Source organism: Sphingobacterium multivorum (assembly GCF_039511225.1).
In the GTDB taxonomy this organism is placed as follows: domain Bacteria; phylum Bacteroidota; class Bacteroidia; order Sphingobacteriales; family Sphingobacteriaceae; genus Sphingobacterium.
In genome coordinates this window covers 416,078-431,557 of sequence record NZ_CP154261.1, presented here as the reverse complement: position 1 = coordinate 431,557, position 15,480 = coordinate 416,078, and the positions used below count along the sequence as shown (strand labels likewise).

The 15,480-nt window shown below is 41.2% G+C and carries 7 protein-coding genes; all 7 read right to left on the bottom strand.

Annotated elements, in window-relative coordinates:
- Positions 1-74: 74 nt before the first annotated feature.
- Entirely contained in the window at positions 75-1,592 is a 1,518-nt protein-coding gene (locus AAH582_RS01590) for a RagB/SusD family nutrient uptake outer membrane protein (protein ID WP_286754751.1), read from the bottom strand.
- Between the two features lie 11 nt (positions 1,593-1,603).
- Positions 1,604-4,549, bottom strand: coding sequence for a SusC/RagA family TonB-linked outer membrane protein (locus tag AAH582_RS01585; protein ID WP_343321064.1), 2,946 nt, complete (start codon positions 4,547-4,549; stop codon positions 1,604-1,606).
- A gap of 288 nt (positions 4,550-4,837) precedes the next feature.
- Positions 4,838-6,466 (bottom strand): DUF6377 domain-containing protein, encoded by a 1,629-nt coding sequence (locus AAH582_RS01580; RefSeq protein ID WP_053003766.1) that lies wholly within the window; start codon positions 6,464-6,466, stop codon positions 4,838-4,840.
- Between the two features lie 162 nt (positions 6,467-6,628).
- On the bottom strand, positions 6,629-11,176 hold the full coding sequence (locus AAH582_RS01575; protein WP_343321063.1) for an efflux RND transporter permease subunit: 4,548 nt from the start codon (positions 11,174-11,176) through the stop codon (positions 6,629-6,631).
- 13 nt (positions 11,177-11,189) lie between these two features.
- Positions 11,190-12,296: an efflux RND transporter periplasmic adaptor subunit gene (locus AAH582_RS01570; RefSeq protein WP_046674744.1), complete on the bottom strand. Its 1,107-nt coding sequence runs from the start codon at positions 12,294-12,296 to the stop codon at positions 11,190-11,192.
- Between the two features lie 286 nt (positions 12,297-12,582).
- Entirely contained in the window at positions 12,583-12,945 is a 363-nt protein-coding gene (locus AAH582_RS01565; protein ID WP_046674743.1) for a hypothetical protein, read from the bottom strand.
- Between the two features lie 219 nt (positions 12,946-13,164).
- Positions 13,165-15,462 (bottom strand): GH92 family glycosyl hydrolase, encoded by a 2,298-nt coding sequence (locus tag AAH582_RS01560; protein WP_046674742.1) that lies wholly within the window; start codon positions 15,460-15,462, stop codon positions 13,165-13,167.
- Positions 15,463-15,480: the final 18 nt, after the last annotated feature.

Below are 15,480 nucleotides of genomic sequence, written 5' to 3'. Positions count from 1 at the left end.
TTTTTTATTATTGCGTTTCATCTGTTAATAAATTTTCGCCATCCATCAAATGAGAATTTCCATTGTTAAATCAGTTAATACCCCGGATTCTGAACTAGATTAGGATTCTGATCAATTTTTGGTTGCGGAATCGGTAAACGGTAAGAGTTCTTCGTGAAGGGATACACCTGTGCCTTTCTTCCAGCATCTTTAGCATAAACAGCATTCATGACAGATTCCACCTTATCTAAGCGCACGAGATCAAACCAGCGTTGTCCTTCGAAGGCCAATTCAAGACGACGTTCTTTCAAATAAGCGTCTAATAAAGCATCCTTATTTGAACGTACGGCAGCGGATATTTTAGGCAATTTAGCACGGGTGCGAATTTTGTCAATAATGTCTGCCGCTCCAGATAGATCTGATCCCTGCTGAATTAATGCTTCCGCTTTTAACAATAAAAGGTCTGCGTAACGAAGCTTGACAATACTATTAAATGCAGAACGTAATTTAAACATGAATGGATAATGGTTTGACGGATAATAGTTGCTCCAAGTAGTGGAATAATAAACAATAGATTGCCCCAAACGAACCTGGTCCCCTTCATTCGTATACGCTTGAATCAAGTCCCGAGATGGGGTTATCCATTTGGCCCATGTGAAGTTATTATCATAATTGGACAAATCCCTTCCAAACATCCAAGTCGCCCAATTACCTCCACCCGAAGTAAACTGTGCTTCCAAAATCGATTCTTTCGTATTCCGCTGTGCAAGATCTGTGTTGCTTGCATTCATTGCATATAGATCTGAGTAATTGGTATTCAGATCAAATCCATCCGCAGTCAATGCGTCAACATATTGGATAACTTTAGCGTAATCGCGAATTGGTTTTTCGGCATAGATCTTTGCCAGCATCGCTCGTGCGACGGATTTGGTAAATAAAGTCTTATTCCCATTATTGTTGGCTGGTGCATCAGCCAATCCGTCCATCAAGTCTTTTTCGATCTGCTTATAGGCTTCTTCTTCTGTGGCTTGTTTTGGAAAATATTGCGGATAAACTTCATTGACATTGTCACCAGTAATATCGGGTGCAATTGTGGTAATGACAGGGATAGATCCGAATATACGGACCATATCAAACATCGCCAATGCTCTGAATAGTTTAGCTTGTGCCTTATACGTTCTAATATCCGTATCGCTCAACGATTTATCAGCAACACTATCAACGTAAATGATCAATCGATTTGCACGTCCAACATCTTCCAGATATCTTCCCCAATCCCGGTCAACAACCGAATTAGACCCTTCAATAGAATTATTTTCGAAAGGTACGACTTCAGCTCCCGTCGTTCCCGCATAGGAATTATCGGCATGGGAATCTCCGATTAGGAGCAGATCGAGATACCAATGTTCCTGCCGATCTTTCATTTGCTGATAAATCCCCGCCAAATAGGTCTCAACCTCAGCTCTATTCTTAAAAACAATCTGCGTTCCTGTCTCGGTCTTCCCTTGACTCACATCCGAATAATCTGAAAGTGGATCACGGTTCAAAGAGCAAGAAAATAAAAACAAAGAGCCGGTTAGCAAAGAAAGAGCATTACTTATATATTTTTTCATGATACAGACAATTAAAACTCAATATTAAGACCTAAAACAAATGAACGATTCTGTGGATAGGTACCCCAATCTATACCTTGGATTCTGGAATCGGATCCGCCCGAATATTGGTTTACTTCCGGATCCATACCTGAATACTTAGTCAAGGTAAACAGATTGCTTACAGATAGATAAGGCTGAATTTTATGGATACCAATACGCTTCAGTCTCTCCGGAGAAATCGAATAGCCCAAGGACACATTTTTCATCCGCAAATAACTACCATCTTCAACAAAATAGGTTGAATTTTTCATGTCAAACCCAGCTTTAGGAACATGTGTAATCTGTCCCGGTACCCGCCAGCGATCCAATACAACTGTCGTTTGATTTCGACCATCATACATCCCCTCTGTTTCCATACGGCTGGCATTGAAGATGTCATTTCCATAAGTTCCCTGAATGAATATGCTTAGATCGAAATTTTTCCAAGAGAAACTATTTGTCATACCATACACAAACTTTGGCAGGGGATTGCCGATATACGTACGGTCGCTTGACGAGATCTTGCCATCTCCGTTCAGGTCGCGATACATGAGCTCACCGGTTTCAGGGTTTACGCCATCTGAAATATAACCGAAGAATCCTGCAAGCGATCTTCCGGGCTCATTTTTCACCACAAAATCATTGACATAATCGTTCGTTTTGACATCATAATACACCTGTTGTAAGTCGAGCTGCTGAAGCTTATTTCTGTTGAAAGAGATATTAAAATCTGTATTCCAAGTCAAGTTACCGGTCAGATTTTTCGAATTTACCGCAAATTCAAAACCGTGATTGTTCAATCTTCCACCATTTCTTTGGATTGTATTTGCTTGTTGTCCTGCGGGCAGACTTGCGTTCATTAGAAGATTCTTCGTGTCTTTGTTATAATAATCTGCACTGATCGTCAATCTATTGCTTAACATAGTGATATCAAAACCGATACTGGTTGTACTTGTCGTTTCCCAAGTCAAATCTTTCGCTCTTAAGATTGTTGGTTTATTGATATTTGGCAATGAATTGTCTTTTCCCTCAACAAACCACTGTTGGCGTTGGATACCGCTCAATTGCAGGTAAGCATAATCGCCTAATCCGTATTGATTACCTGTCTGTCCCCATCCTCCGCGGATTTTAAAGTCGTTTATCCAGGTTACATCTTTCATAAAGTCTTCAGCAGAGATTCTCCATGCAGCCGACACCGATGGAAAATACCCCCAGCGGCGCTCTGGACTCAGCTTCGAAGAACCGTCTGTACGCATATTTGCTGTCAATAAATACTTGCCATCATAATTGTACATTGTGCGTGCGAAATAGGACATAATCCCCCAGTTGGATGCTGTAGATCCTGTTCCATCCCAAGAGATCTTATTTGCAGCATTCAGTGTTTCAATTATTCCATTAGCATAATGTGAACCATAGATGTAATTTCTGGAGTACTTCGAGTCCGTCCATGACGAACCGCCCATTAACTCCAAATTATGCTTTCCGAAGGTCTTCGTGTATGTCAAGAAATTGTCCCACGTCAATACGGTATTTGTATTACGAATATCTGAAGCCTCTCCGAATTGATTTCTTCCCCAAGCCGTCGTCCAGGGGTCCAAAAAGGTGGTCATCACACCGGATCTTCGATCTAATGAAAACGAAGTTTTCCATGTTAGGTTAGGCATAAAGGAGACCAATGCACTTCCTGTGGCAACAAGACGGTTTTCGCGGTTATTGTTATTCCTTGTCCGGGCTAAGTTTTCCAAAGGACTGGTAATGTTGTTGATCCCATAAAAATTATTATAGAATCGATCCGGATTCGTCGGATCCCAGACAGGTGCATAGGTCGGTGTTGTAATCACGGATGTGACTACCCCCCCGCGATTTGAGCCTAAGCCCGAAGTAATTCCATTATCATTGTTATCCGAATAATTGATATTTGCATTTACCTTCAGCCATTTTCGGACTTGATTATCAATATTAGCACGAAAATTATATCGCCTGAAGAAAGATCCCTGTAATGTTCCTTTTTCGTTCAGATAACCACCGCCCAAATAATAACGAAGCTTTTCATTACCATCCGATATGGATAACTGATGGTTTTGTTGTATACCTGTTTTATAGGTCTCTTTAAACCAGTCGGTCTTATCCAACAATCCTTCTGGCAGATTTACCAGACCGATTTCGTCCTGTAAATCTTTGTATTGGCTGGTGTTTAAAACTTTAACGGTATTATTGACAACATTGGCTGTCCACTGTGTTCCAAGTGTAATTTTTGCCTCCCCGGCCTTTCCTGATTTTGTCGTAACCAAGATGACACCATTCGAACCCCGAGAGCCGTAGATTGCTGCCGATGACGCATCTTTTAGAATTTGAATATCCGTGATATCATTGGGAGACAAGAACTTAATATCTTCCACAGGAACTCCATCAACAACATACAAAGGAGTGGTATTACTATTAAAAGACGTTATCCCCCGAATTTGAATCTGAGGTGCTGCACCTGGCTGACCACTCGGCTGAATAACAGTGACCCCGGCAGCTTTACCTTGAATGGCTTGTCCAAAATTGGTGACGGGCCTCTTTTCAAGGTCTTTCGTGGAAACAGAAGAGATTGCAGTTGTGACATCTTTTCTTCTGACGCTACCATAACCGATTACAATGACATCCTCCAGCATATTGGTTGATGAATTCAATTGGACGACCATGGTACTGTTGGCAGGTAATTCTTTGCTGTCGTAGCCAACAAACGTAAATTGGAGTATGCTGCCGGTGCTAGCAGAAATTTGAAAACGCCCATCTGCATTACTCGATACTGCATTATTACTTCCTTTTTGTGTAATGGTTACTCCTGAAAGTGGTTTCTGATCTTGGGCATCCAAGATACGTCCACTGACTTGAACTCGGTCTTGGGCAAAAACCAAATTCACCAAAGTAAACAAGAAAGCTAGCCCCATTGAAAAGGCAACTTTTCGTGTAAAGTAAATCATATGAAATAAAAAAATTGGTTATTGTTTCATCTTTTGGTTATTCCAAAATGGCAATGAGTTTCCCCTGCTGCATTGCTCAAAACAAAACTAAGATCACCTTGATGGAGAAAAAAGGGCGAGTACTTAAAAAGTACCAGCCAAAAAACACAAACTACTAAAAATAAGTATGATACAAAAAACAAATAGCGTTAAAAAGTACCTAAATGAGCGAAGGAAATCGGATTATCAAATGGTTTTTCCGTATTAAAGGAGCGTCTACGCCCGGTCAATCACCGCAATCTGACAAACGGCAGCTTCAAAGGCATCACGATTTCCCGCAGCCTTATTACGTACTTTTGTTCTGTAATTATACACTGTTCGAAGCGAATACCTGAGGAAACTTGCGATCTTTACCGAATCGTCGATGCCTAGCCGAATTAATGCGAAGATTCGAAGTTCGGTATTTAACAGTTCTGTTTTCTTGGGATAGATTTTCTCCTCCTCCTGAAGCAGCGCATTAAATTCATCAACAAAGGTTGGGTAAAGATTTAAAAAGATACGATCAAAATTAACATAAAGCTGCTGCACCTCTCTTTCTTCCATTTGCGTTGACTTTAACTGTTCCCGCAAGGCATCCCATTGCTGATTCGTCGCTTTTTTCAACAGTGCTTTTCTGATATCTTCCATTTTATCGATATAACTCGAGCACATATCAAAAAATTGCGCAATATATTCTTCTTTAATATGATTTGATTCAGATAATTTAAGGTTAGTCTGGTTTATTTCGTCATTCAATGATCGAAGTTGTCGGTTTGTAGCCGATAATTCTGATCGAATCCTTCTCAAATGTTGCACCTGTCTATATATAATAACCAGTCCAATGATTACACCAATCAATAAAATACTGACGATAATGACCAAGCCAACCAATTGCCTATTTTGGCTACTGATTTTCTGCTGATAGGCTGCATTGATGATGGGGTAAGAAGATGTACCTTCGATAATTCGATACCGCACTTTACATAACATCGCATCGTCTATGGCTTTTTCAATAAACTGAAAAGCACGATCAAAATCCTGTTGGTCGTAAAACGTTAGCGCTAGATCATGGAAAGATGCGTTGTCCCGATTAGCCATTTCAATATCTGCACTGGCCGATATGGAAAGATAGTAAATTTGACTTTTCGTATCTTTTTCATATTTATAAATGAGTCCCATAAAATAGGCGAGCAGCGCGCGCTGCTCCGTGTCTTTTTTGTTCTCATTCCAGAGGGCCAACAATTGCTTTTTAGCTTCGTCACGATTACCATTAAAAAGTGTTTTTATAGCAATGGTAGTACGGTACTCCAAGGAAGACTTCGGTAGTACCATTAACAAAGAATCCCGATACTTTTCACTTGCCTGGTAATATTCTGATCGATTATTGCTCTGACCGTAATGGCTATAAAAGGAACTGTAAGTATCGTAATATTTTGCCAGTAGATTCCTACCAAGGTGAGCCGGCTCGACCTGCTTCAACAGTTGTGCAGCTTCTATATACCGTCCGATGGTGGAATACACCCATGCCAAATCGAGATGAATCACTGTCTTTAAGGAGTCGTTATGCGGCGGAGCGAGCTTTTGACACAGTAAAATATAAGTGAGCGCTGCGTCAGAATCAAACTTCTTATAATTTTCAAAGATTTCGTAGTTCTTCTTCAAAAACTGAATGGGGTTACTTTCTAATGCTTTTGCTTCAAGTTTTAATTTCTCCAATTTATCTTCACGGTTTTTGATGTAAATTTTCTGATTTTCCATCAAATATTCCAGTCGTTGCAAGACCCGGGCACTATCGGAAGGCACTTGCGCAGATAGGTAAAGACTAAAATGAGCGAAAAGAATAAATAGAAAAAAGCGCTGCAACATAATAAACTCGGTTCAACATCGTGTAGACTAAACTACATAAAAATAACAACAAAAAAGAGGATGTCTCACGACGGCCTCTTCCCCTGACCCAGTTGAGGGTCCAAGAATTAACAAGTTAATTCTTATCGCATGAAAAATAGTTTTCTTTTTAATGTATGGCCCCTATTGCCAACCTCCTCCCAATGCTTTGTAAAGTAGAATCTGATTTAAGGTGTTTTCTTTCTCCAGTTCTACTTTTCCGATTTGGGCTTCCAGCGACTCCTTCTGTGCTGTAACAACATCCAAAGAGGTCACCCGTCCAGCAATAAATAGCTCCTGTGCGGCCTCGATAGAAAGCTTTAATGCTTGAACATGTTCATCGACAAAACCACGTCGTCTGCCTATTGCCTCTTGCGTCATAATCACATTAGAGACCTCATTATAAGCGTTCAGAACCGTTTTCTCATAATCCAAAAAAGCAATTCCATAGTCCGCCTTTGCAATCTCGTACTGTGTTTTCAGTTGTCTTTGGTTAAATATCGGAAGCGTAATGCCACCAAATAAGTTATAAGCAATAGATTTATCCAAATTAAACAACTTGTTAAAGCTAAAGCTCTGTAATCCGATAAATGGACTTATTGCGACAGAAGGCAGAAAAGCCAAACGTGATGCTTCCTGATTATTCGAAGAAGCCATCACTTTCAAATAAGCGGCCTTGATATCGGGACGATGGTTGACAAGATCATCGGGTGTACCAAAATGCATTGCATGATATAAATCCGCGTTTTCAGCATATGTACTTCTTACAACAGGTTGATAAAAACGGCCTAATAAACCATTAATATGATGTTCCCAAAGTGCTATCTCTTGGATCAATTGTTCTTTGGCAGCTTTAGAATTGGCCAAAAGCGCTTTAAACTGTTGGACAGAAAGTTCAGTTGCATAACCAGCATCTTTTTTTACTTCAACAACTTCCAGTGCATTTTTATGTAATTCAATATTCCGATCATATACCTTTATCTTTTGATCCAAAGCAATGAGTTCATAATAGGCTGTTGCAATATTAGAGACTAATTCCGTTTCCAAGAGACGCTTTCCCTCCTGCTCTGCTAAGAAGCTAAAATAAGCAGCTTGTTTTTGACTCTTTAACTTTCCCCAAAGATCGATTTCCCAGGATGAGCGGAGTCCAATGAAATAGTCAGGAATAAAGGGTTCGGGCAATTTTTCATCACTTTTCAAGTTCTCCGAGAAATTTGAATCGTAATTACCAATGCCCGATTCGGTATAATGTCCATATTTCCGTATCCCGCCCTCCACTGCGGCCTCTACAGTTGGCCCTAATGCTGCCTTACGTTGTTTGAAATAAGCTTGTGCAGATTCCAGGCGCAAGATGGATTGACGAATATCTAAATTGTTCTGTAAAGCCGAATCAATCAAGGAAACCAGCCGCGAGTCCTTAAAAATTTCTTTCCAGGATCGGTTTCCAATCGTTAAACTATCGGGCGAAAGATGTTTAGAAAAGGAAGCCGGTACGTTAACTTGCTCCGGTTGGAGAGCCTTTTTGGGAACTGAACAACTTCCAAATAAAATAAGCACAGCAATCACGAGAGAAGCCTGCTTAACACCCTGTTTCTTATCCTTTTTCGAAAATAAAATCACTAATCCTGGGATGACAAGAACGCCCAGAATGGTTCCGATAAGCATTCCGCCGACTGCAGCCGTACCGATACTTCGATTACCCAATGCACCGGCTCCGCTGGCCATCATCAAGGGTATCAGACCTGCAATAAAAGCAAACGAAGTCATTAATATGGGCCGTAACCGGGCAACAGCGCCTTCAATTGAAGCTGTCACGATATCCATTCCTTGCTTATATTTCAAATTGGCATATTCCACAATCAGAATCGCATTTTTGCCCAGCAAACCAATCAGCATGACCAATGCCACCTGCGCATAGATATTGTTTTCCAATCCAAAGACCTTCAAGAAAATAAATGCCCCAAATATCCCCGCTGGAAGACAGAGCAAAACTGGTAATGGCAATAAGAAACTTTCGTACTGTGCACATAACAACAGATAAACAAAGAGAAGACAAAGCGCGAAAATATACAGCGCCTGATTTCCCGAGATTTTTTGTTCCCGCGTCATTCCAGACCATTCGATACTGTAACCCTGGGGAAGAGATGAAGCTATTTTTTCCACTTCTTCGATCGCTTGTCCAGAACTAAAGCCTGCGGAAGATTGTCCTGTAATCATGGCCGAACTAAACATATTATAACGGGTAATCTGTTCTGGTCCATATATCCTTTCCATAGAAATAAACGCATTGTAGGGTACCATCTCGCCGGTCTCATTTTTCACATAAAGACGCAATACATCTTCTGGTCTCTGGCGATATTCGGGGCCAGCTTGTACCATAACTTTATACATCTGTCCATAGCGAATAAAATTGGTCGCATAGAGACTTCCCATCAAGGTCTGTAGCGTATTCATGGCATTTTCTACCGATATTCCTTTTTTTGCGGCCATATCGTAGTCCACTTTTAGCATATATTGTGGGAAGTTCACATCAAAACTGGAGCTGATATCCTGAAGAACTTCACTTTTCTCCATATCGTCCATAAACTTCTGCAGCACTTCGGCGGTCTTATTGAGGTCCTCATTACCGCTGCGATCTAAAAGCCGCAACTCAAAACCCGATGAATTACCGAAGCCCGGCACTGTTGGCGGCGGAAAGAAATCAATCTGTGCATCAGCAAAATCTTTGGTTTTTTCACGCAATTCCTTAATGACATCTTCGACAGTCTGATCACGTTCCTTCCAAGGCTTTAGGTTAATCATGCCCATTCCATAGGAAGCACCAGAGACTTCTGTTACAATACTATACCCCGACAGGGTGGAAACGGTTTCCACAATATCGAGTTTCCGCGATACGGAGTCAATTTTATCCAAAACACGTTCGGTACGGTCCACCGTTGCTCCCGGAGGTGTTGTTACGGCAACATAAATCATCCCCTGATCCTCGGTCGGGATAAAACCTGAGGGCAAAATAGCGCTACTACCCCAGGTTGCGACAAAGAACCCGCCCAGTAAGAGAAGTGTCAATCCACGTCGCGCACTTGTCTTTACCAAAATTCCCTTGTAACCAAAGGCAGTTTTATCATAAACTGCGTTGAATTTTTTAAAAAAACGATCGAGCCAATTATTCGACGGTTTACGGTCATGTGGTGATTTTAGAAAAAGTGCACACAACGCCGGGGTCAATGTCAAGGCGTTGATTCCTGAAATAACGATAGCGGCGGCGAGTGTCAACGAGAATTGGCGATAAAATATGCCAACCGGTCCAGAGAGAAAGGCTACCGGAACGAAAACGGCCGACATTACCAAGGTAATGGCCACCACAGCACCACCAACTTCTTTCATGGCTTCTAATGTGGCTTCCATGGGCTGAAGATGTTCCTCTTCCATTTTGGCATATACAGCCTCGACGACTACAATCCCATTATCCACCACAATACCTATAGCCAGTACCAATGCAAACAAGGTCAGCAGGTTGATGGAAAAACCTAGCATCTGCATAAAAAATAAGGCTCCAATCAAACATACTGGTACGGCCAAAATCGGTATAACAGTTGCCCTAAAGTCCTGCAAAAAGATAAACACAACAATAAAAACCAAGAGGAAGGCCTCCAATAAGGTTTTGATCACCGAGGAAATCGAGGCATCCAAAAACCGCGACACATCGTAACCCATGGTATAAGTCATGCCGGTAGGGAACTGGGTCTGTTTTAATTCGGCCATGCGATCTTTTACACGCTGAATTACCTCCTGTGCATTTGATCCTGGCAATTGCTTCAACATGATGGAGGCAGATGGTCGGCCATCCGTCTTGGATACCATTTCATAATCCAATGAGCCAAATTCAACATCGGCAACATCTTTTATACGGATAATGGAACCATTTGAAGTCGCTCGGATGGGGACATTCGCATACTCTTCAATTTCAGTGAACTTACCCGGATAACGTAACACATATTGTTGCATGTTGCGCATTTTATCCGAACTGATACCTGTTTGTCCTGGCGCGGCCTCGATATTTTGCTTTCGCAATGCAGCTACCACGTCCTCTGCAGAAATATTATAGGCTGCCATACGATCAGGTTTAACCCAAACCCGCATTGCATAGTCGCGCATACCCATAATCTGCGCAAGCCCGACCCCTTCTATACGTTTCAGCTCTTTCAGAATATTGATATCCGCGAAATTGTAAATGAATCTTTCATCTGCAGTTTCATCATCGGTAAAAACATTCAGATACATCAACATGGAGTTAACCTCCTTTTCGGTGGTTACCCCAGCTTTAATAACTTCTTCGGGTAGTTCATCCAATACCGTAGTGACCCTATTCTGCACATTTACAGCTGCGATATCGGGGTCTGTACCCACTTCAAAGAAGATCTGAATCACAGTGCTTCCGTTGTTGGTAGACACTGAATTCATGTAGGTCATTCCGGCGACACCGTTAATTGCTTTTTCCAAAGGAATAGCAACGGCATTTGTACTCACTTCGGCGTTAGCTCCGGTATAATTGGCATTGACGACTACCGACGGTGGGACAATATCCGGGAATTGTGTGATGGGCAGTGTAAATAAGGCCAACAGTCCCAGAAGTGTGATAAACACTGAAATAACCAACGACAATATAGGTCGTTTTATAAATGTTTCAAACATAATTTATCCTCCCCTACAGTTTCCTCATTTTTGGATTAATCTTCATTCCACTCCGCAGTCCCTGTACTCCCTCATAGACGACTTTGGCATTGGGATCCAACCCGCCATCGACAATGTAATAGTGTCCCACACGAGGGCCGGCAGTAAAAGGCATCATTTTAACCGTACTATCTGCCTGTAATATATACACATAGGTCTTATCCTGAATTTCAAATACCGATTTCTGGTGCACAAAAGTATGTTCACCAGTCTCCATAGGCACGGCAATCTTGCCCGTTGCTCCATGTTTTAAGATGTGTTCGGCGTTGGGAAACTGGACCCGTAGTGCAATGGACCCGGTATTGGCTTCAAATTCACTTTCCACAAGATGAGCAATTCCCTCATGTGGATACAGTTCGCCATTGGCTAAAATTAATTTAACTGACTTTTGCGTTTCCTTACCATTCAGCTTGTCACGCATGAGTGCCAGATATTCCCGTTCGGAAATATCAAAATAAACATTCACCTTGCTGAGGTCGGAAATTGTTGTAATCAAACTTCCCTCGGTTAATAAGGAGCCTTCTCGCAACAATATGCGATCTATACGTCCGTCAAATGGCGCTTGTATAACGGTATAATCCAATCTCGTTTGCGCCTGATTGACTAAAGCACGTGCTTCTTCAATTTTCGAATTGGCAGCTTTTAACTGAATTTTCAATAAATTATACTCAGAGGAGCTTACAATATTCTTGTCAACTAATTTTTGAGTCCGTTCCATTTCCAGCTTGATCTTTTGTGCTTCGGCAATGGCATTGTCATACTGTGCTTTGGCCTTAGCTAATTCCGAACGATATTCCTCATTATTATATTTAAATAAAATCTGTCCTTTCTTTACCCAAGCACCTTCATCGACATAAATTTTATCCAGAAAACCATTTAATTTCGAGCGAATCTCGACGTTTTTCAACGCTTGGACATCCGCAATATATTCTTGATAAACAGTTGTGTCCATCACCATCAAAGAGGCGACGGGTATATTTTTGAGTTCTTCTTTTTGATCAGCATTAGCATTTGTGGAGCGGCATGAGGCCAACATCCCGACCGCACCAAGCAAAAGGCACAGTATTCGTAATTTGTTCATATGGGAATAATCTTTTTTTTAAAGGCCATATGGAATACCCAGTTGTTTTTAATCCACGTTGGTGTTTGCCAAACATTGGTATTTCATAAACGATAAAAAATTTAAAATGTGAAATTCTCTTGCTAGCCATTAAATTTGAATGGCTGAGGAGATGATGTGAGCAGGGAGCCATGAAAGCTCATCAAGTTTGCGGGGGCCCAATAGCCCCCATTGTATGACGCACTAAAAACGGCCAAACTCAGCTTTAATGAAAAATAGCTCCACTGAAAAAGAAAAGGGAGAATAATTAGAATGGTCGAAATCGGTATAGGAATCGGTAGTACCCCGGTAGACAGAGGGTTTTGGAACGGTAAAAAGGATGTTCGTCATCCTTTATAAAACATAAGGCTGTAAAGACGATCCCAAAAACAAAAATAAAAATTGATAAGACTTGACTATTGAGCGAAAATATACGATAGTCATCTTGCAATAGTACTTTTTCTTCCTGGGAAGAATGTATAGGTTCCAAATCCAATACGTCATCCAAAAAATACTCCACAATAGTCTCACCTGCATGTAAAACCTGCCCCGTTGCCGAAGAGAAAGACTCATAAGTCAACAGATTGAGGTACGCAAAGAGTGTTAAAAAATGAAATATTTTACCTAACATATCGAAATTTCGAATCACAAAGGTAAGACTTTAAATAGCCAACATTATTGTATTCATGTAAAAAAACCATGACAGCCTTAAAATTAGCTGTCATGGTTTTCAACAAGGAAGTAAGCTTTCTGTTATCAAACTTAAAAGTCCATCAATTAAACAGTCGATATAATTACTTACAACTAAAGTACCATCATTGAATTCATTATTATGTATCGAATCCAGTCTTTATTTTCCTTTTATTTTTTCGTTACTAAAGGAATATGGAGCATCCTCTTTTTGAGTGCCTCTATTTCGATTCGGTCTAGCGCTCATTTTAAATTCAAGGTTGGCACCCTGCACTAAATCTTTATACCGGATATAATTTTTGCCATATGGTTTTCCATTCCAAGACAGCTGATCTACGTATACCTGATTTGGCTCCTGTTGTTTCGCGTGGATCAGGACTTTCTTCCCGTTTTCAAGACGGAGTGTCACTCTATCAAATTGAGGAGAGCCAATCACATATTCGCCAGATCCTGGTGAAACTGGATAAAATCCCAATGAAGAAAAGACATACCAGGCTGAAGTTTGCCCGTTATCTTCATCGCCACAATAGCCATCCGGTATAGGTAAATAGAGTTTATCCATTATCTTGCGTACCCAATATTGTGCTTTCCAGGGCTCTGCAGCATAGTTATATAGATAGGGCATATGTTGAATCGGTTGATTTCCATGTGCATATTGTCCCATATTCATCACTTGCATTTCGCGCATTTCGTGTATCATACCCCGGCTTTTCATCCCCTCATAGCTCGGAATGACAAATACCGTATCCAACATCGAAACAAATGATTTATTGCCCCCCATCAAATTAATTAAACCTTGGGGATCATGGAATACACAGAAACTCCAATGCCAGGCATTTCCCTCCGTATACTCCCGCGACCAAGCGCTTGGATCAAAATTCGAGACGAATGATCCATCTGTTTTTTTGCCACGCATCAGTTTGGTACTTGGATCAAACAGGTTTTTATAGTTCATCGCACGTGTTGCATAAATAGCTGTTTCAGCTTCTGGCTTGCCCAGTGCCTTACCAAATTCATAAATACACCAGTCATTGTAAGCATACTCCAATGAGCGTGCTACATTTTGGTCCACTTTTACATCCGCAGGTATATAGCCCAATTTATTGTAATATTCATAACCGAAGCGTCCCGTCGAAGAATGTTTCGGATACGCACTATTGGCTCCATGCTTGAGCGCTTCCCAGAGTAGATCTTTATCATAACCTTTTCTATCGGTAATAAGTGCATCTGCGACGATAGATGCGGAATTGTTTCCAATCATCGATGCCCGATGGCCTGGCGAAGCCCACTCAGGAAGGTAGCCACTCTCTTTATACGCATTTACCAAACCTTCCTGCATACGATCGTTCATTGAAGGGTACAATAAATTCAGCAGCGGAAACAAACTTCGGAATGTGTCCCAAAATCCTGTGTCTGTAAACATTTCTCCAGGCAAGACCTGGCCATTGTAGGGGCTGTAGTGAATACGTTTGCCTGTTCCATCAATTTCAGAAAAATCTCTCGGGAAGAGTGTTGAGCGGTAGAGACAGGAATAAAAGGTACGTAATCTATCCATATTGCGGTCTTCAACTTGTACACGCCCAAGAACCTCATTCCATTGTGCTTTACCTTCATCAACAACCTGTTGAAATGTCTTCGAATTCACCTCTTTCAAATTAATTTCGGCCTGTTCAAAACTAATAAAAGAGGAAGCAATCCGGGCGATGACTTTCTCGCCTCTCTTCAAGGAAGGAAAACCCACAACTGCTCCGGCGTGATTATCCTGAATTTCCAATTCATCGGTGCTTATCGCACCGCTTTTAACGGCAGCTTTGTAAGAGAATGGTCTATCGAAAGTAATGACAAAATAATTCTTGAAATTCTCTGGAACACCACCGCTATTTTTTGTCGAATACCCGACAATCTTATTCTCCTGCGGAATTATTTTAATATAAGACCCCTTATCAAAAGCATCAATAATAACATAAGCGCTATCGGTTTTGGGAAATGTGAATTGAAAGATTGCTGCACGTTGTGAAGGCGACAGTTCTGTTGTCACATCATGATCCGCAAGATAAACGCTATAATAATAAGGTTTGGCAATTTCCGCCTTATGTGAAAACCAGCTCGCACGTTTTTCTTGATCAAATCGGGGTGTACCTGTAACGGGCATGATTGAAAACTGTCCATAATCATTGTTCCAGGGACTTGGCTGATGCGTTTGCTTAAACCCCTTTATTTTATCCGCCGTGTAAGTATATACCCAGCCGTCCCCCATATTGCCCGTCTGCGGTGTCCAGAAATTCATTCCCCAGGGCCTTGCGATCGCAGGATAGGTATTCCCGTTAGACAATTCATACTTCGATTCGGTACCGATCAAAGGATTCACAAAATCAACTGGTGAGGCCTGCTGCGCCATCCCTCCATGTATAGCGAATAGAAAAAGAATGCTACCTGTTAGTTTTTTGATAGTTAACATATTTATGCGTTTGAGTTG

Excerpts from the sequence above, each read along its gene's own strand:
- AAH582_RS01565 (WP_046674743.1), bottom strand. The coding sequence starts at position 12,945 with ATGTTAGGTAAAATATTTCATTTTTTAACACTCTTTGCGTACCTCAAT.
- AAH582_RS01580 (WP_053003766.1), bottom strand. The coding sequence starts at position 6,466 with ATGTTGCAGCGCTTTTTTCTATTTATTCTTTTCGCTCATTTTAGTCTT.
- AAH582_RS01560 (WP_046674742.1), bottom strand. The coding sequence starts at position 15,462 with ATGTTAACTATCAAAAAACTAACAGGTAGCATTCTTTTTCTATTCGCT.
- AAH582_RS01570 (WP_046674744.1), bottom strand. The coding sequence starts at position 12,296 with ATGAACAAATTACGAATACTGTGCCTTTTGCTTGGTGCGGTCGGGATG.
- AAH582_RS01585 (WP_343321064.1), bottom strand. The coding sequence starts at position 4,549 with ATGGGGCTAGCTTTCTTGTTTACTTTGGTGAATTTGGTTTTTGCCCAA.
- AAH582_RS01575 (WP_343321063.1), bottom strand. The coding sequence starts at position 11,176 with ATGTTTGAAACATTTATAAAACGACCTATATTGTCGTTGGTTATTTCA.
- AAH582_RS01590 (WP_286754751.1), bottom strand. The coding sequence starts at position 1,592 with ATGAAAAAATATATAAGTAATGCTCTTTCTTTGCTAACCGGCTCTTTG.